An 18,522-nucleotide genomic window follows, 5' to 3' on the forward strand; every position below is an offset into this window, starting at 1 on the left:
AAAACCCTCTGGGAACCGGGACACAAAAGCATCATCCCGAGGAAAAAGACGGCCGGTGCCGGAATAGATAGGAACTGATTATCATTGGATGTGAAATACATGCGACAGCAGGAACAAGGGGTTACGAATATTCATTTTTGGCGGATTACGATTAGCCTGGCTCTGGCATCGTTTTTTGTATTTGCTGGGATGTATGCGGTACAGCCACTTTTTCCGGTTTTTGTAAAGGAATTCGATGTGGCGGTGTCTGCTTCGGGGCTTACATTGTCATTGACGATTGCGGGTCTGATCATTGGACTGGTGGTACTTGGCTTTTTGTCGGACCGCAATGGCCGGACCATTTTTATTAAACTATCATTGGCCGGCTCGGCGGTTCCTTTTTTAATCATGCCGCTGTACGATTCATTTATGGTGCTGCTGGCGTTACGGTTTGTGCAGGGGGTTGCGCTGGCGGGGCTACCCGCTGCCGCACTTGCTTATTTGAGCGAAGAGATAGACAAAAAGCGTGTGCATGTGGCGACAGCGCTGTATATTTCGAGCAATGCGCTCGGGGGAATGGTCGGCCGAGTGATGACAGGATACATAACCGATCATTTTTCCTGGCAAATGGCTTTTTATGCTTTGGCGGTGCTTGGTATTCTTATTCTGGCGGCTGTTGTGTTCATGCTGCCGAAGTCCCGTTTTTTCGAACCAAGCAGGGATACATTCTCTCATGACCTGAAAGCTTTTGCGTATCATTTGAAAAATCCGGTACTGCTTTTGATTTTCGGTCTTGGGGTTGTGCTGCAGCTGTCGTTCACTGGTATGTGGACGTACTTGCCGTTCTATTTGGAGGCGCCGCCATTTTCGCTGTCCCTGGAAACGATCTCGTACATGTTTCTGGCATATGGCCTTGGAGTGGTCGGTTCACCTGCAGCAGGCTGGCTGGCCGGTCATTTCGGCTTGCGTGCTGTCCGGCTTGCCGGGGTGTTTGTTATGGCTGTCGGGATGCTGTTGACGCTTGGGCCGGCGTTATGGATGATTGCGACTGGGCTTTGTGTGACATGCCTTGGCTTTTTTACGGCGCATTCCTTGACGGCTTCATCGGTCGGGGAGGAAGTGAGCCATCATAAAGGCAGTGCTTCCAGTCTTTATCTCGTATCCTATTATATTGGTGTGTCGCTTGGCAGTTCGGCACTGAGCCCGTTATGGAATCATATCGGCTGGCTCGGGCTGGTTGCAGTTATTGCCTGTATTCCTGTTATATATGTTCTGTTTATTCGAATGATGCAGCATAAAAAAAGGAAAGCCTCTTGATGCCGCCTCCCTCATATGAAGGGGACAGATCGATAGAGGCTTTCTTTTTTTAATTGTTTTTAAGCATATCCGGAATTTCACCCAGATCGATGCCCCATGCGATTGGGAGCCAGAAATAGACGGCAAGGCCGACTAAGAGAATCCCGAGAAGATTCAAGGCAAATCCGGCTTTGGCCATATCCGGGATCCGCAAATATCCGGAGCCGAACACGACAGCATTCGGTGGTGTTGCGACCGGGAGCATGAATGCGCACGATGCTGCGACACCAGCTGTAATCATGGCAGCATAAGGATGAATGCCAAGTGCAATCGCCAGGGAAGCCATAATCGGATACATCATGTTTGCGGTTGCTGTGTTGGACGTAATTTCGGTAAGGAAAATAACCATACCAGCAACAACGAGCAAGATAACAAACAGATTGATATCATCGAGGACGGTCAGTTGATTGCCAATCCATTCGGACAACCCTGATTGGCTGAATCCACTGGCAATCGCAAGTCCGCCACCGAACAGAAGCAGGATTCCCCATGGCAGTTTGACAGCTGTATTCCAGTCCAGCAAATGATCACCTTTGTTGTTTTTGGATGGAATGATAAACAAAATGATCGCTGCCGTCATAGCGATGATGGCGTCATTAATATTTTCATTGATTTCCGCCAAAACGAATGAGCGACTGATCCAGGCCAGGGCGGCCAGACCAAAAACGGTCATGACAATTTTTTCCTCGTATGAAGCCCGGCCGAGTTTGTCCTTTTCCTCATGGATAACTTCCTTACCTCCAGGCAGTTCACTGAATTTTAACGGATAAGCAACTTTGACCAGATAAAACCAAACAATAAAAATGAAAATCCAAGCGATGGGCACCCCGAACAGCATCCATTTGGCAAAGGACAACTCTATGCCATATAATTTATCAATTGCACCGGCGAGTGCAGTGTTTGGCGGTGTTCCGATCAATGTCGCAATTCCGCCGATGGATGCGGAATAGGCAATTGCCAGCATCAAGGCTTTTCCGAATCCGAAGTTTTCAGCTGACGTATCGATGGAGTCATCGTCTTTCAGCTGCTCGGACACTTGATAGATAATGGCAAGCCCGATTGGCACCATCATCATGGCGGTTGCTGTGTTGGAAATCCACATGGACAGGAATCCAGTTGCAACCATAAATCCAAGGATAATGCGCTCTGTATTGGTTCCAATCATCGTGATGATGTTTAATGCAATCCGGCGGTGCAGATTCCATTTCTCCATGGCCAGCGCAATCATAAAACCACCCATAAACAGGAAGATGGTATCGTCTCCATACGATGATGTTGTTGCGTCTACGTCCAGTCCGCCAGTGAGCGGAAAGAGAATAATCGGAAGTAAGGATGTCACCGGAATCGGTACAGCCTCCGTCATCCACCAGACGGCAATCCAGAGGGTGCTGGCAAGAATAGCCTGTCCATCACTTCCCAGTCCTTCCGGGTGGAAAAAGACAATCGTCAATATAAATAAAATAGGACCTAAAAATAGTCCGATTAATTGTGCGGGTTTATAGGAACGGTTATTGCCGCCTCCGCCATTGCCCGATGCCGAGTCCGGATGTGTACTTTCCGATCCCAGCTTGGCATCGTTCGGCCGTGCAAAAAATTGCAACAGTTCTTTTGCCTGATTATGCTTTTCCCATAACCAGTCCCATGCAGCAGTTACCATGTAAAATTCCTCCTTTGTCATTCAAAATTGAAAAATAGTCGTATTAAAAAAAGTGCAATCGCTATCATTCCATCTTTTTTATTATAAAGATAAATGCTAGCTTGGGCAACTAGTTTTTGAATACGATTGCAACTATTGCTGTCATTACTTAAGGGGGAAAATATGCTATTATTTTAATAACAATAGATTTCACGTTTAGGGGGCGTCTGGGATGAATGTTAATATGCAGCCGATTGGTGAAACTAGGGTGAAGGTGACGTTTCCTGGAGATGTTTCACCATCGCTGAACAGGACCATAGGACAATTTTGCAGACATTTGAGAGAAGCTGGAAACATACTTGCACAAATTGGAATCATTTTACCAAAATGAGGTGAACGAAAATGAAAAAATTATTGCTGACAGGATTTGAACCTTTCCTGGAATTCCCGGTCAATCCAACAACGGACATAACAAACGAACTTCACCAAAACGTCATCGGCGATTTTGAAATCACCGGCGAAATTTTAACGGTTGATTTTCAAAAGACGGGAACTCAATTAGTAGATTTAATCAAAAAACACCAGCCAGATGCCATTGTTTCATTAGGACTGGCAGCGGGCAGAAACTGTATTACGCCGGAGCGGATTGCGATCAACTGTAATGATGGGCCTGAAGATAATCATGGCCATAAGCCGGATGGGGAAAAGATTTTCGAGGACGGTCCGGTTGGTTATTTTTCCCGTCTGCCGATCAAAGCGATGGCCGAAAGCCTGCAGGAAGCCGGGTTTCCAGCCAGCATATCCAATACGGCCGGAACATACCTTTGTAATCATGTGATGTACTATGGGCTCCACCATTTCGACGGGCCGGCTGGGTTCATCCATATGCCTGCATCGCACAAACTTGCCGTTGCGAAAAAGATGCCAAGCTGGTCTCACGCGGATTTGCTGCAGGCGGTAAAAATTAGCATCCAGTGTCTGTAAGGAGGGCTGCTATGAATCTGACACAGCCAAAGGTCTACGTTCCTGCAAGCAAATGGGAGAAGGTATGCAACGCTGCCTCGCTTGTTGTGATTGCTGTGACGGTACTGTATGTGATTCGCTCCTATGCCAGCCTGCCGGAGACGATACCAATTCATTTTAATGCCCAGGGTGAGGCGGATAATTGGGGCAATAAAGCTACGATTTTTCTTTTGCCTGGCATTTCGTTCGTTCTATTCATTTCGTTGTATTTTTTAAATAAAGTACCGCATTTGTTTAATTTGCCGGTAAAAATAACCGAAGAGAATGCACGGCGAATTTATCCGCTTGCACGAACGATGATGGCCATCATTAATTTTCAAGTAGTTTTGATGTTTTCGTATGCAACCTGGCAAACGATTCAAACGGCACAAGGAAACGCAGGTTTTGGAGTATGGCTGATTATCATTGCTTTCATCGTCCCGCTTGGTACAATTGCACTTTTCATCAAACCGATGCGCCGGCGCCAATAACCCGATCAATAACAATTGCTTAGACTGTCGAAATATATTACAATTAGCTGATGATATTCTAAAAAGCGGGTTGATGGAATTGCCGAAATATATTTGGCTGTTAGTGATTGGAACAACGATTAATGTAACGGGTGCGTCTTTTCTGTGGCCGTTAAACACTATATATATGCACAACGAACTCGGCAGGACGCTAGCGTTTGCCGGGTTCGTTTTGGCGCTGAACCAGGGAGCCGCTATCGTCGGTAACCTTGTCGGCGGCTTTCTGTTTGATAGATTTAGCGCGTATAAGACGGTTCTGATCGGTACAGGGACTGCGTTTGCTTCAGCCGTTACGCTGTCTGTTTTTCACAGTATTGTTCCGTATTCGATATTGCTCGTCATTATCGGCTTCAGCGCTGGTATGACGTGGCCAGTTATGTTTGCGATGGCTGGATCGGTCTGGCCGGACGGGGGGCGGCGTGCATTTAATGCAATTTACGTCGCGAGGAATCTTGGGGTTGCGCTTGGTGCTTCGATTGCCGGGTATGTGGCAAGTTTGTCTTTTGATTACGTGTTCATTGCCAACGCAACGCTATTTGGCATGTTTTTCCTATTCACGCTGATTACGTTCCGGAGCATGGATACGGAGCGGAATAACCGTGTACATACGTCCGTGATTGAGCAGAGTGACAAAATTGAGGATAAACCTGCCTTTATTGCATTGCTTATTTTGTGCAGCGGGCTGCTGATTTCGTGGATTGCCTATAGTCAGTGGCAGTCGACCATTGCTTCTTATACCCAGGATATTGGAATTCCGCTTGATCAATACAGTCTGCTGTGGGCATTAAATGGTTTTCTCATTGTTGTCGGCCAGCCGTTCATCAAATGGATAACCAAGGTAATTACATCGGAAAAAATGCAAATCTATGTGGGGACGACGATATTTCTAGTCTCCTATGTCGTTGCTATGTTTGCAGAAGCCTTTACCTTTTTCGCTGTGGCGATGGTGATTCTGACGCTTGGGGAAATGCTGGTATGGCCGGCAATCCCGACTTTGGCAAATGACCTGGCACCAAAAGGCCGGGAAGGATTTTACCAGGGATTCGTCAACAGTGTCGGTTCAGCCGGACGCATGGTAGGACCGTTCCTTGGCGGTTTGATTGTTGATATGTATAATATAGAAGCGATGTTTTTTGTGCTGCTGGTCTTACTGCTGATTCCGTATATAACGACACGGATTTATGACCGGGGAGTAAAAGAAAGTGAGGCATTGGAATAAAATGAATATAAAACTGATTGCACTGGATATGGATGGAACGCTGTTAAATATGGAAGGAACAATTTCAGATGTTAATCGGGAGCTGATTGCGCAAGCACTTGACAAGGGTGTGTATGTTGTGCTCAGTACGGGCAGGTGGCTAGAATCCTGTTATCCTTACGCTGAGTCACTCAAACTTGACTCTTATCTGGTAACTTGTAATGGCGGTGAAATCTGGACCGTTGATAAAAAACTGATAGAGCGTCATCTACTTGCTCCAGACCGGGTAAACATGATGTGGGATTTATGCAGGGGACTGGACGTCAACACATGGCTGGTGTCGACTGATAATATATGGTACGGTAACCGGCGGCCGGATAACTTTTCAGACCATGAATGGCTGAAACTCGGCTGTGATTCCCATGATACGGAAAAATTAGATGAGATTGTTAAAGAACTATCCTATTATGATGATCTGGAACTGACCAATTCGCTGCCGACCAACATTGAAATTAACCCTAAAGGTGTCAGCAAAGCGAGTGCACTTGAACGGGTTTGCGAGGAACTTGGCATCACGATGCAACAAGTACTCGCGGCAGGTGACAGCCTTAATGACATAAAAATGATTCAGGCAGCAGGAGTCGGTGTGGCGATGGGCAATGCACAGGATGCCATCAAGCAGGCTGCCGACTATGTAACTGAGACGAACGAACAGGATGGTGTCGGGAAAGCTATTGAAAAATTTGTCCTGTAAAAGGTGGTTCAAAAAGTTCTTCTACCTGATCATGCGCTAAAACAAGCAGCATCCCTTTATTGTTCTAACGTCAGAAAGCAAACTATGGATGACCTTATGGGGGAGACGAAATTTTACTATTTTCCGATAAAGGAGTATAATGGTAATAATATCATGAAAGGGGATGCTGTTATGTCATTTTCTCGGAAACCGAAGAAAACGGTTCAGGAAGTGGATACAAATGTGTGGGCCTGCACAAACGAGGACTGTGCCGGCTGGATGCGGGAATCATACAGCTTCAATGAAGTACCTGAATGCCCGCTTTGTCAATCTCCAATGAATAAAGAAGTGCGGGTCCTGCCCGAACTGGACAACAGCTAGAACAAAAGCAGCAATGAATCAAAAAAGAATACATTTTAAATCGGGATGTCGGTCAGAGGCATCTTTTTCTAATGTATAGGCGCTGGAAAACCAGTGCCTTTTTGGTTCGGCTAAATTATTAGCAGGTCAGTCTTTAAGCGCTTCCTAAGTCAAATAATTGGAATAATTTAAAATAAAATTGTATAATCTGATATAGAGGTTTCATCTAGATGTTCCAGCACCTTTGTAAGCGATTACAATAATAAGAGGAGGAAGGGTACAATGAGGTACGCAAATCCGAACACGGAAGGTGCAGTCGTTCATTTTGCCAAGCGGTATGATAATTATATTGGAGGGGAATACCAGCCACCTGCAAACGGCAAGTATTTTGACAATGTGAGTCCGGTAACAGGGCAAGTTTTTTGCGAGATGGCCAGGTCGACGAAAGAAGATGTGGAGGCTGCAGTTGAAGCTGGGCATGCTGCCTGGCAAACATGGTCCAAAACATCTCCGGCAGAACGGGCGAACATCCTGAATAAAATTGCTGACAGAATTGAAGACAATCTCGAAAGCTTAGCGGTTGCGGAAACGTGGGACAACGGGAAAGCTGTCCGTGAAGGGCTCGCTGCTGATATGCCGCTTGCTGCTGACCATTTCCGCTATTTTGCCGGGGCAATCCGGGCGCAAGAAGGCGGTATCAGTCAGATTGACGATGACACGGTTGCCTACCATTTTCAGGAGCCGCTCGGTGTTGTTGGTCAAATCATCCCGTGGAACTTTCCAATTCTGATGGCCACCTGGAAATTGGCACCGGCGCTGGCTGCTGGAAACTGTGTCGTGCTGAAACCGGCGGAACAGACACCAGCCTCGATTCATGTGCTTCTTGACTTAATCAAAGACTTGCTGCCGGCAGGTGTTGTCAACGTGGTGAATGGATTTGGCGTTGAGGCAGGGAAACCACTGGCATCGAATGATCGGATTTCTAAAATTGCCTTCACTGGTGAAACGACAACAGGACGGCTGATCATGCAGTATGCTTCCGAAAATATTATCCCGGTGACGCTGGAACTGGGCGGTAAGTCACCAAACATCTTCTTCCCGGATGTCATGGATAAAGACGATGGATTTCTTGATAAAGCAGTTGAAGGACTCGTCATGTTTGCGCTGAACCAGGGTGAAGTGTGTACTTGTCCATCAAGGGCGCTCGTTCACGAATCGATTTATGATGAATTTATGGAACGCGCCATCAAACGGGTCAACGAGATTAAGATTGGTCACCCGCTTGATACAGAGACGATGATGGGCGCACAGGCTTCAGAAGAACAAATGGAAAAAATAAAATCCTACCTGGATATCGGTAAACAGGAAGGTGCGGAAGTCCTTACCGGTGGGAACGTGAACGAAATGGATGGGGATATGAAGGATGGCTATTATATTGAGCCGACCATTTTCAAAGGAAATAACAGCATGCGCATTTTCCAGGAAGAAATTTTCGGACCGGTTCTTGCCGTGACAACATTTAAGGACGAGGAAGAAGCCATGTCGATCGCGAATGATACGTTGTATGGACTCGGCGCCGGTGTATGGACACGGAATATCAATACCGCCTATCGTTTCGGGCGCGGCATTGAAGCAGGACGCGTCTGGACCAATTGCTATCATCAGTATCCGGCCCATGCTGCATTCGGCGGGTATAAAAAATCCGGAATCGGCCGGGAAAACCACTTGATGATGCTCGATCATTACCAACAGACGAAAAACTTGCTGATCAGCTACAGTGAAGCTCCAGCAGGTTTGTTCTAACACGCTATATAAAATTTTAGCATCCCAAGTGTTGGTCGGACTGGATTATAAAGGAAAACTATTTAGAAAGGGTGTGACGAATGGTCGAACGTGTGACAGCTACCGATGAAGCACTAAGGCTGATAGATACACTGATGGAAACACATGGCCCACTCATGTTTCATCAGTCGGGCGGCTGCTGTGACGGGAGCTCGCCGATGTGCTATCCACGAGGGGAGTTTCGCGTCGGTGAATCAGATGTACTGCTCGGTGAAATCGGGGAAACACCTTTCTACATTTCAAAAGACCAGTATGAATATTGGAAACACACTCAGCTCATCATCGATGCCGTAAACGGGCGCGGCGGCATGTTCTCACTCGAAGGCCCCGAAGGTAAACGATTCCTGACCAGATCACGCGTCTTCACTGAAGAAGAGCGAGCACAACTTTAATAAAATACCATGCGGCTAAAAAGGCCGCATGGTAATTTTTGTGGGGCGTGGGGACAGGTTCATTGTCCCGGCTCAAGCTTTGTGCGAAACCATGCTTGCAGAGGCGGGTTTCCGGCCTGCCTCTGGGTCCAGTATCAACTGGTCTGCGGCATAAATCAACCGTCCGGGACTAAAAATCAACCCTGCGGAAGAGAAATCAACCGGTTCCGGGAAAGTATCAACCGGACAGCAGGAAATATCAACCGGACGATGCCAAGTATCATCCTGTTTTCAACGGATATCAACCGGTTGGCACCAAATCAACAAGACAGCGACGAATGTCCCATTTAAACCAAATATCCGCCCGGGCACAATAAACACAATACCGAAGTCCCCCGGTATAAACATCCCTCCGTCCTGAAGATGAATGTAAAAAATACTAGCATAATGATGCATGATTTTGAAAAATCTGTATAATAAAGGTAACAACTCATTGGAAGGGGACTCAGCCTTAAATGGAAAGTATTATTAAAGTAAATGGTATACATAAAGTGTACAAAAAGCGAAAATCAAAAGAGGTATTTACTGCTGTTTGTGATGTGTCATTCGAAGTGGGGGAGGGCGAGATTATTGGGCTGCTCGGCCCGAATGGTGCCGGAAAAACAACGACAATCAAAACGATCTGCGGACTGCTCGTTCCGGATCAGGGTTCCGTTACAATCAATGGTTGTGACAGTGTGCGGGAGCGGAACAAGGCACTTCGGCATATCAGTGCCGTGCTGGAAGGGAACCGGAATCTGTACTGGCGACTGAGCGTCCAGGAAAATCTAGCTTATTTTGCCGGCAACCGTGGGGTTTCCAAACGAGAAATCCGGGCAAAAATGGACGAACTGATTGCCACGTTCCGCCTCGGTGACAAAAAATATGAATTAGTGAACAATTTGTCCCGCGGGATGCAGCAGAAACTGGCAATAGCCGTCGCCATGCTCGCAGATACGGATGTTGTGCTGCTTGATGAGCCAACACTTGGTCTGGATGTGGAAACGAGTTATGAGGTGAGGGATCTGCTTAAACAAATAGCCTGTGAGCAAGGAAAAACGATTATCATCAGTACTCATGACATGGCGGTCGTCCAAGACTTGTGTGAGCGGACGGTCATTATTAATCAGGGCAGTGTGATTACCGATGAGCGTGTCGACAGTTTGCTGAGTCTGTTTAAAACGAGCGCCTATCAGATTGCGCTAAAAAAAATGCTGACTGACAAGCAGCAGGAGTTGCTGGAGCGGCAATTCCCAATTCATCATTGGGACGGACTCACGTTGGAAGTGAACTTGGATCAGGAGCGGGATATTTACAAACTAATGGACATTCTAAAACAAAACGAAACGCCAATCGAAACAATCAACCCGACTGAAATAAATTTTGAACAGGTGTTCCGGAGACTTGTTCAAGAGGGGGCTGCATCATGACTACGTTTTGGAATGTGCTGCGAATGAACACGTTAAAGGAATATATTGAATTGAAACGGTACACTGCCAACACAATCAGTCTGCTCTTGACGTTCTACATTATCTTTCTTGGCATGATGTATGGGATTCAGGTTGTCGGAAATCCGGCAGAGGCCGGAATGAATACGCAATTCATCATCGTCAACTATATTTTCTGGTATTTTGCCATGATGGCTATCCAGTCCATCGGAGGAACCATCTCAGAAGAAGCGATGCGCGGCACATTGGAACAACTGTTCATGTCACCGGTCAGCCCATGGAAAATTTTACTGGCCAGGCTGGGCGGGATGATTTTTATCCATTTCCTGATTGTCATTGTCCTGTTGTATGTGTCGATGGCGACTGCGGGGGAATGGCTGCATGTGAAACCCGGCGCGATATTGCCAATTTTACTTTTGACAATTGGAAGCCTGATTGGTGCAAGCTTTATTATCGCGGGCATGGCGATTATTTTTAAACAGATTCAGGCATTCTTGCAGATTCTGCAGTTTATTATTGCCGGGCTTACCTTTGTTCCACTGTCAGCAGCGCCATATATGGTGGCAGCACCCATCGTGAAAGGGGTTGATATGACAAGGCATATCATGATTCATGACTATGCACTGGCCGACTTCAGTACCGGTGACTACGCCTGGCTGATTGGAAATACTGTCGTTTATGGTGTCATCGGCATTTTCATTTATATTGCTTGTGAAAAATACGCTATGAAAAAAGGACTGCTTGGCCATTACTAAGTTTGAAAAATCGTTGTCCCGGTATATAGGGATGACGATTTTTTTCATTCAAGAGCTGCTGTATGGTAAGTTCTAAATACGGGAGATGTTTTGAATATATCTTTCAATAGTATAATCATTTCTGAGACCGTTTTGGTGTCATCTAAAAAAACATCATGACCAATGTTACTTTTTCTGGCTGGGATGCGATTATAATAGTAAAGAGGAATGTATTGTTCGGGAGGTTTGTAATGATATGAAGAGAAAAATAGCAATGATTCAAATGGATGTGACGTATGGTGATCCGAAAGTCAATTTCGCCCGTGTTGGCAAATGGGTGATGGATGCTGTGCAGTCGGGAGCGGAAATAATCGTCCTGCCCGAGCTGTGGGATACAGGCTATGATCTGGAGCGGTTTGAAATGCTGGCTGACAAAGATGCAAAAGCGACGATTGAATTTTTGAGCGATCTGGCCAAACAGTGGAACGTTGCCATTGTTGGCGGATCGGCAGCGGAACAAACGGTTGATGGCATGAAAAATACGATGCTCGTAGTAGACCAGGATGGGAAGCTTGTCCATAAGTACAGCAAGCTTCATCTGTTTCAGCTGATGGATGAACATGTGTACTTGACGAAAGGGGAGGACCACGCGGATTTTGAGCTGGCTGGAATCCCATCAGCAGGCTTCATCTGCTATGATATCCGCTTCCCGGAATGGATGCGCAAATCAGCCGTGAATGGGGCAAAAGTCATGTATGTCACCGCGGAATGGCCGAAGCAGCGCATCGATCACTGGCGCACTTTGCTGCAGGCACGTGCAATTGAAAACCAGTGCTATGTGGTCGCTTGCAACCGCGTTGGAGCGGATCCTAATAACGAATTCGGTGGTATGTCGATGGTGGTTGATCCTTGGGGCGAAATTGTTACGGATGGGGGCCATGACGAAAAAATCGTTCTTGCTGAAATCGACCTGGATAAGGTGGATGAAATCAGACGGGAAATACCTATATTTCAAGATCGGCAAGAAGATTGGTATTAATTTTTGTAGGGTGTGAAAGTTGGGGGGGCGGATAACGGACTGTTTTGGCACCACCCACTTTTTGGTATAGAAACTCTAAAATCACTAGATAAAAAGAAATTAAAATGAGCATATCTAATATAATACTCCGATTTTTTAACACTTTTACCCGCTCGCCACATATACTATCTAGGCGATATCATTATATTTATAAAGGATGTGTTCCGTTTGTCCAATCTGCGTTATTACGTTATCGGCAACACTGCTGAAGGGCAAGTTAATCATCTTGATACAAACTTGATTGGAATAGATCAAGTTGTTGCACTCCACCATCCATCAGCTAGGCTAAAAACTGCAGTCCTTCAGAAGTTAATGGACCATTATGCCAATCATAATATTGAGGTACTGGAAAGCTCACTCGGAAACGACGTACTCGACGGCATCATTATCCGTGAAAAGGCCATTGCCTTCCTCGATGAAAGGATCGCGAGGCAGCTTGCAAGCACGGATGTTCATGATCTCAACAACTTTTTCCCATCCCCGGGAACGACCCGGCCGGATGTTAGTGGACTCATGCAGCAGGCGTATGATTCGTTTGCTGAAGGTTTGCGGATACATGACGACCTGGAAGCTATTTACATTAACCAGATGGATTTTGAGCGAGCGGATGAATTTGCGGAAGATTTTATCACTGAGCTGCTAACTGATGTGCCCAAAAAACAGCGGGAGCCGCGGAGGTTTCACAGGCTTTTTGGAACGAACACGGCGGATGGGGTCGTGAATGTGGTGCCGCATTTAATCGAAAACATAAAGGATGTCTATTATATTAAAGGCCGTGCCGGGACGGGGAAATCTGTTTTTATGAAGAAGATTGCTAATGCCTGTCTGGATCATGGTTTTGATGTGGAGATGTATTATTGCAGTTTTGACCCGGGCAGTATTGACATGGTGCTTGTCCGTGAATTGGATTTTTGCATATTTGACAGCACGGATCCCCATGAATTTTTCCCACAACGTGACGGGGAGAAAGTTATTGATATGTATGAAAATTTTGTTGCACCTGGAACTGACGAAACTTATGCAACAGAGATTGATGATGTGCATAAGCGGTATAAATCCTGCATGAAGAAAGGCGTGCGTTTTCTAAAAGAAGCTGGTGAACAATGGCGCAAATGGGAAGACGATTATATGAAAAACGTATCCAATGCTGCTGTCAAAAACGTGGCGAAGTCCTTGCAAATATGAAGAAGAGCAACCTTGCCGCTGACTGTTTGGCAGCAGTTTCATATTATAAACTCCTTGCTATCCAAAGTGGTATTGTGGCCGCATAAAAAGCAATCCGTTCGCTTAGACTAGGGAGAGAAATCCCATTTGCCAAAGCAATGTGAAATTTCTTCTTTCTTGATATTACATTTCATGTTAAAATTGAAAAAAATATAGTTTGGATTACCTGTGCCAACTATAAAAATGAAGCGCCATTCCTTACTATCTTCTGGATAGTAAGGAATTTCTATTTTCGATAATTTATCACTCTATTATTAATTGTCTTAACTTTTTGACGGAAATAGTCTTCATTTTCATTAATAAATCGTAGGAAGGTGTTCAACATGTCAAAACAGGATAATAAAGAAGAATTCAAGCCGTACGTACCGGCATCAAAACACCCTGCCGAATTTACATGGGTAGCGATGGTTATCGGTGCGATACTGGCGATTGTATTCGGTGCAGCTAACGCCTATTTGGGTCTTATCGTAGGTATGACTGTTTCTGCATCGATTCCGGCAGCAGTTATCTCGATGGCCGTTCTCCGTATCATTATGAAACGGACGTCCATTTTGGAAAATAATATTGTCCAGACGATTACCTCAACAGGGGAATCGCTGGCTGCGGGTGTTATTTTTACACTGCCGGCGCTATTCATCTGGCAGCTCGAACCGAGTTTGACGACCATTGCGATCATTGCACTAGCCGGCGGTATATTAGGTGTTGTATTGATGGTTCCGCTCCGCCGCGCGCTGATTGTCAATGAACATGAGACGCTCCCGTATCCGGAAGGCACTGCCTGTGCGGAAGTGCTTCATGCCGGTGAAGAAGGCGGGAAAGGAGCAAAGCTGGTGCTGGGCGGACTCGGTGTCGGCGCTTTGTTCAAAATGCTGACAGATGCGGTTAAAGCATTTCCTTCATCTGTTGAATGGGAAATCTATAAGTTTAAAAATGCGGCCATTGGTATGGATACATTGCCTGCCATGCTTGGTGTTGGTTACATTATTGGTCCGCGCATTGCCGGGATTATGTTTGCAGGTGGTGTATTGGGCTGGCTTGGTATCATTCCGCTGATCAGCTTTATCGGTGATGTTGCGACAGCGCCAATCTATCCTGGTGAAGTGCCGATTTCGGAAATGGGCTTTCACGACATTTGGGATAATTACCTGCGTTATATCGGTGCTGGTGCGGTTGCGTTCGGTGGTATTATGGGACTGATTAAGACATTGCCAACGATTGCATCATCCTTCGCCGGTTCCATCCGAGGCTTCTCGCAGGCCGGGGAAACCAATGATCTCCGTACAGACAGAGATATTCCGATGCCGCTGATTGTGGTGTTGACCGTTTTGTTCATGGGAATTCTCTTACTTTATCCAACGATTAATGTTGGCATTGTCGGTGCTATTCTGCTGTTTATCTTTGGTTTCTTCTTTGTGACTGTATCATCACGGATTGTTGGTATTGTCGGAAGCTCGTCCAACCCTGTTTCGGGTATGACGATCGGGGCACTTATCTTTATTTCCCTTGTTTTGTCTGCCATTGGTCAGACTGGACAAGCTGGGGCAACGACAGCGATTATTATCGGTTCCGTCGTTTGTATCGCGGCTGCGATTGCCGGGGATACATCCCAGGACTTGAAAACCGGTTATATCGTTGGTGCGACACCAAGATGGCAGCAAATCGCCCAGCTGTATGGTGTTTTAGTTACAAGTATCATTATTGGCTTTATTCTTATCTTGTTGGATAATGCTTATGGATTTGGTTCCGCTGAACTTCCGGCACCGCAAGCCGTTCTGATGTCCATGATTGTGGACGGTATTATGAATGGTGATTTGCCTTGGAACTTGATCTTTATTGGTGCGGCAGCTGCTGCAACAGTTGAATTGTTCGGCATTGGTTCACTGCCATTTGCTGTTGGTCTGTACTTGCCGATTCATACGACAGCACCGATTATGGTCGGTGGCCTTATCCGCGGTATCATTAACCGCCGCACGAAAAATAAACAAGAACTGGAAGAGAAAAATGAGCGCGGTATTCTGCTGGCGTCCGGTTATATTGCCGGGGAGGCATTGATGGGGGTTATTGTCGCATTGGCTGTTACGGCTGGTGTCACATTCCCTGAACAGACGATATTCGGACCATTTGTATCGCTGGCAGCTATTGCTATAGTAGCCTGGATCTTGTACCGGACTGCTAACAAGAAGGCGACAAAATAAAATAGGCTTCATGCCAAAAAGAGCCATCTCGCTGTGCGGGGTGGCTCTTATAGTTATATGGGAGGCAAGATGAACAGCCGTTTTTTGTAAAACTTGACCTATATCAAGGAATTGTTCGTGCAGCTGCCGGATACTGAAGAAAAAGGGAGATGGCATGTATGGAACTATTCATGCAGAATTATGCGCTTGTTTTTATCGTCGGGCTATTGACAGGTGTACTGACACTCATGCTCCGGGCGTTTGTGATTACGGCCGTGCAGGCAGCTTTACTGGCGGTCATGCCGGTTCTGCCGGATGTCGGAATGCTTTTGTCTATACTGTCTGTGGTGCAAGTATTATTGAGCGGATGGATACTATTCAAAATGGTGAAGGTAATCGACATGGGTTACCGGCTGGTGCTCGAAAAAACGCACTAAACAACACCGCGACTCATCAAAGAGGAACACCGTGGAAGCAGATTTTCATTTGCCTTGAGAAGCTTTCTCTCGGACATTTCGGCCCGCTTTTGGATGGGTTTTGGCCTTGAGAAGCCATCTTTCGGACTTTTCAGCGGCGGTTTTCCGCAACGGAGGCTGAAGCCGTGCCCGCGGTAAAGAAGACACTGCGAAAAGCGTGAGGTTGAGCAGATGTCGCACTTATGCCTGTGGTGAAAGCGACTGCCCGGAGTGGAAATCAACGTAGCAGTTACGTCGCAGTTTATATAAATTGTTAAGTAGGGCTTCATCCTTAAATATTGCAAATAGCAACGATCTTTTAGAAAACAGCCTTCATTAAAGAGATTGTTCAAAAAGTCCGATAGAAATGATACTTCGATGGAGGACCTTCGACTAAATCCTATTGGAACACGCATTTAAAGTTTTTTCCAAAAGTTCAACATCATCAAACCTGGATTTGGTATGATGGTGGGAGAATGACTGGGGAAGAAAGGGGGAGTGCATTGTTTTGCAGGGAATGTGGTAAGAAAAATGATCCGCATGCGAGCTATTGCCGTTATGACGGGTATCCATTAAAGGCGGAACAGGGTGGGCGACTATGGCCTGCAGAGTCTATGAGCTGTATGGAATGCGGAGCTGAAAAAAGTGATCCCGCTGCGAGGTATTGCACCGCTTGCGGCAGCTCGTTTGATACATATGAAATAGCTGACCCCGCTTCTGTTACCCCGTTTAACGCTGAACTTGGCAGAAAAGTCCTGCCGGGGTTTTTGCTCTCAGCTGGTCTCTTGTTCGTTATCAGTCAGCTAATTGTTCTGTTTGTGGGGAAAATAGAGCGTCCCAGCGGTTATTTGCAACTCCAGCTGCCGGTTGATCAGCCGGTGATTGAATCGCTCAACTTTCTGGATTTTTCTCTATTCGCCAATTTAACAAGCATTACACTTACTTTAGGCAATGATGATTTCACGCAACACATCAGTTATGTATCCTCCGGGCTGGCGTTTATGGCTGTCGTTGCTGTACTGGCTCTGGTACCGGGCGGATTCCTTGTGAAGCGCTTAAACCCAGGAATCACGGCGTGGAGGGCAGCCCTTGTTTTTGCAACCGGTTATGGTGCACTGCTGGGGATTCTATCGCTGCTGGCTGGCGTTGATAATGTCAGCGGTCATGGACATTACCAGACGTCAATTGACTTTTGCATGTGGAGTGCGGTTATAAATGGGGTGTTTCTAGGATTCGCAGGAAGCTATGCCGGTATGGGGCTGCGTTCTGATCGGCATATGCCTGAGAGCAGATCGATAAATGACCGGGCAATCTGTTTTGGAATTTTCACTGTAATGGCGGGCTATGTACTCATGGTATTGGTGAGTGTGATTTTAAATGCACAATATGAACCGCAGCTGGAAACGGATCCAGCAGTTGATGTGGCGGAAGAACAACGGTCCACTTTTGCAAGTTGGTCATTTGTGGCCAAAATGGGCAGCTATTTGTTCCATCTGGCTATAGGGAATTCGTTTATCGTAAATATACCTGGACCTGAATCGGAAACAGTCACGTATTCCTTTTTATCCGGGGAACTGGCGGCAAGAACGTCAGATATTGCTTTTCTGATACCGCCAGATTTCTTTGCTTCTTCTGAAATTATCATTCTTGTATTGACAGCGGTATTTTTTATCGGTGCGGGCTTTCTTTTGGCCAACGTTCGGGGAGGTACTGTCAGGACGATTGCCATCTACAGTTTTGCCGTTGCTGTCATGATGACGTTTTTTGCATTTTACACATCGACGAATTATTCGTTCCAAGTGGAAGAGCAAGCCCATCAATTTCATGAAGATACATCGGTATTTTTCGGGTTCAGGCTGCTTCGGACGTTTATCATTAGTCTTTTGTATGCCGGCGTGACAGCGTTGGTTGGAGCGCTGCTAAGGAAATTATGGAAAGGTGGGATGGAATGAAGAAAAAAACAGACGCAAAACAGCAAGTCGATGAATTGACTTCTGCCAAGTCCAAACTGCTGATTGAGTTGGGACAGGAAGTTTACCTTGCCTATCGCCGCGAGGAACAGATTGCTCCGATTGTCGAGGAGAAAGGACGGGCGATTCAAGAGCTTGATGCGAAACTGTATGCGTTACTGAAGGAGAAAGGCGAAAAGAAAAATGAAGGGCCGGAGTGTTCGTGCGGAGCGCCGCTGGCAGAAGATGATTTGTTCTGTCCAGAATGCGGCAGGAAGGTAGAGCGAATGGATGAAGCTGAAGCAGAAACAATCATTTGCCAGAGCTGTGCCAACGAAGTACCGGCTGATGCAGACTTTTGTCACGTCTGTGGTATAAAAATGGCAAAAAGCCGCCCTGATAGTTGATCAGTGG

19 protein-coding genes are annotated in these 18,522 nt (G+C 46.3%); 18 read left to right on the forward strand and 1 reads right to left on the reverse strand.

Annotated elements, in window-relative coordinates; translation table 11 throughout:
- Positions 1 to 99 precede the first annotated feature (99 nt).
- A complete protein-coding gene (locus ACFSUO_RS09510) occupies positions 100 to 1,296 on the forward strand; it encodes an MFS transporter (protein ID WP_382393425.1) in 1,197 nt (398 codons plus the stop codon).
- Between the two features lie 49 nt (positions 1,297 to 1,345).
- Here ACFSUO_RS09510 and ACFSUO_RS09515 read toward each other — a convergent pair whose 3' ends face one another.
- Positions 1,346 to 2,992 (reverse strand): SLC13 family permease, encoded by a 1,647-nt coding sequence (locus ACFSUO_RS09515; RefSeq protein WP_382393577.1) that lies wholly within the window; start codon positions 2,990 to 2,992, stop codon positions 1,346 to 1,348.
- Positions 2,993 to 3,203: 211 nt separating this feature from the next.
- Between ACFSUO_RS09515 and ACFSUO_RS09520 the strand changes: the two genes are divergently transcribed.
- From ACFSUO_RS09520 to ACFSUO_RS09600, 17 genes are all read left to right on the forward strand, one after another.
- Positions 3,204 to 3,362, forward strand: a complete 159-nt coding sequence (locus tag ACFSUO_RS09520; protein ID WP_382393427.1) for a hypothetical protein — start codon at positions 3,204 to 3,206, stop codon at positions 3,360 to 3,362.
- A gap of 11 nt (positions 3,363 to 3,373) precedes the next feature.
- Complete coding sequence (locus ACFSUO_RS09525) at positions 3,374 to 3,955, forward strand: pyroglutamyl-peptidase I (protein WP_382393429.1); 582 nt, start codon at positions 3,374 to 3,376, stop codon at positions 3,953 to 3,955.
- A gap of 11 nt (positions 3,956 to 3,966) precedes the next feature.
- The gene (locus tag ACFSUO_RS09530) at positions 3,967 to 4,464 is read left to right on the forward strand and encodes a DUF1648 domain-containing protein (RefSeq protein ID WP_382393431.1); all 498 of its coding nucleotides are present in this window, start codon (positions 3,967 to 3,969) and stop codon (positions 4,462 to 4,464) included.
- Between the two features lie 73 nt (positions 4,465 to 4,537).
- Entirely contained in the window at positions 4,538 to 5,722 is a 1,185-nt protein-coding gene (locus ACFSUO_RS09535) for an MDR family MFS transporter (RefSeq protein ID WP_382393433.1), read from the forward strand.
- 1 nt (position 5,723) lies between these two features.
- Positions 5,724 to 6,455 (forward strand): Cof-type HAD-IIB family hydrolase, encoded by a 732-nt coding sequence (locus ACFSUO_RS09540; RefSeq protein WP_382393579.1) that lies wholly within the window; start codon positions 5,724 to 5,726, stop codon positions 6,453 to 6,455.
- An 84-nt stretch (positions 6,456 to 6,539) separates the two neighbouring features.
- Complete coding sequence (locus tag ACFSUO_RS09545) at positions 6,540 to 6,815, forward strand: cold-shock protein (protein WP_382393435.1); 276 nt, start codon at positions 6,540 to 6,542, stop codon at positions 6,813 to 6,815.
- 261 nt (positions 6,816 to 7,076) lie between these two features.
- Positions 7,077 to 8,597: an acetaldehyde dehydrogenase ExaC gene (gene exaC, locus ACFSUO_RS09550; RefSeq protein ID WP_382393437.1), complete on the forward strand. Its 1,521-nt coding sequence runs from the start codon at positions 7,077 to 7,079 to the stop codon at positions 8,595 to 8,597.
- A gap of 80 nt (positions 8,598 to 8,677) precedes the next feature.
- A complete protein-coding gene (locus ACFSUO_RS09555) occupies positions 8,678 to 9,028 on the forward strand; it encodes a DUF779 domain-containing protein (protein WP_382393439.1) in 351 nt (116 codons plus the stop codon).
- Positions 9,029 to 9,109: 81 nt separating this feature from the next.
- Entirely contained in the window at positions 9,110 to 9,358 is a 249-nt protein-coding gene (locus ACFSUO_RS09560; protein ID WP_382393441.1) for a hypothetical protein, read from the forward strand.
- A gap of 164 nt (positions 9,359 to 9,522) precedes the next feature.
- On the forward strand, positions 9,523 to 10,476 hold the full coding sequence (locus ACFSUO_RS09565) for an ABC transporter ATP-binding protein (protein ID WP_382393443.1): 954 nt from the start codon (positions 9,523 to 9,525) through the stop codon (positions 10,474 to 10,476).
- A complete protein-coding gene (locus ACFSUO_RS09570) occupies positions 10,473 to 11,249 on the forward strand; it encodes an ABC transporter permease (RefSeq protein ID WP_382393445.1) in 777 nt (258 codons plus the stop codon). The genes ACFSUO_RS09565 and ACFSUO_RS09570 overlap by 4 nt, the downstream gene beginning before the upstream one ends.
- 235 nt (positions 11,250 to 11,484) lie before the next feature.
- Positions 11,485 to 12,267 (forward strand): carbon-nitrogen family hydrolase, encoded by a 783-nt coding sequence (locus ACFSUO_RS09575; protein ID WP_382393447.1) that lies wholly within the window; start codon positions 11,485 to 11,487, stop codon positions 12,265 to 12,267.
- Between the two features lie 207 nt (positions 12,268 to 12,474).
- Positions 12,475 to 13,491 (forward strand): hypothetical protein, encoded by a 1,017-nt coding sequence (locus ACFSUO_RS09580; RefSeq protein ID WP_382393449.1) that lies wholly within the window; start codon positions 12,475 to 12,477, stop codon positions 13,489 to 13,491.
- Between the two features lie 362 nt (positions 13,492 to 13,853).
- A complete protein-coding gene (locus ACFSUO_RS09585) occupies positions 13,854 to 15,725 on the forward strand; it encodes an OPT family oligopeptide transporter (RefSeq protein WP_382393451.1) in 1,872 nt (623 codons plus the stop codon).
- A gap of 158 nt (positions 15,726 to 15,883) precedes the next feature.
- Complete coding sequence (locus ACFSUO_RS09590) at positions 15,884 to 16,141, forward strand: hypothetical protein (protein WP_382393453.1); 258 nt, start codon at positions 15,884 to 15,886, stop codon at positions 16,139 to 16,141.
- Between the two features lie 521 nt (positions 16,142 to 16,662).
- Positions 16,663 to 18,111: a zinc ribbon domain-containing protein gene (locus tag ACFSUO_RS09595; protein WP_382393455.1), complete on the forward strand. Its 1,449-nt coding sequence runs from the start codon at positions 16,663 to 16,665 to the stop codon at positions 18,109 to 18,111.
- On the forward strand, positions 18,108 to 18,515 hold the full coding sequence (locus tag ACFSUO_RS09600) for a zinc ribbon domain-containing protein (RefSeq protein ID WP_382393457.1): 408 nt from the start codon (positions 18,108 to 18,110) through the stop codon (positions 18,513 to 18,515). The genes ACFSUO_RS09595 and ACFSUO_RS09600 overlap by 4 nt, the downstream gene beginning before the upstream one ends.
- Positions 18,516 to 18,522: the final 7 nt, after the last annotated feature.

It is taken from the genome of Lentibacillus juripiscarius (genome assembly GCF_042685205.1).
In the GTDB taxonomy this organism is placed as follows: domain Bacteria; phylum Bacillota; class Bacilli; order Bacillales; family Amphibacillaceae; genus Lentibacillus; species Lentibacillus juripiscarius.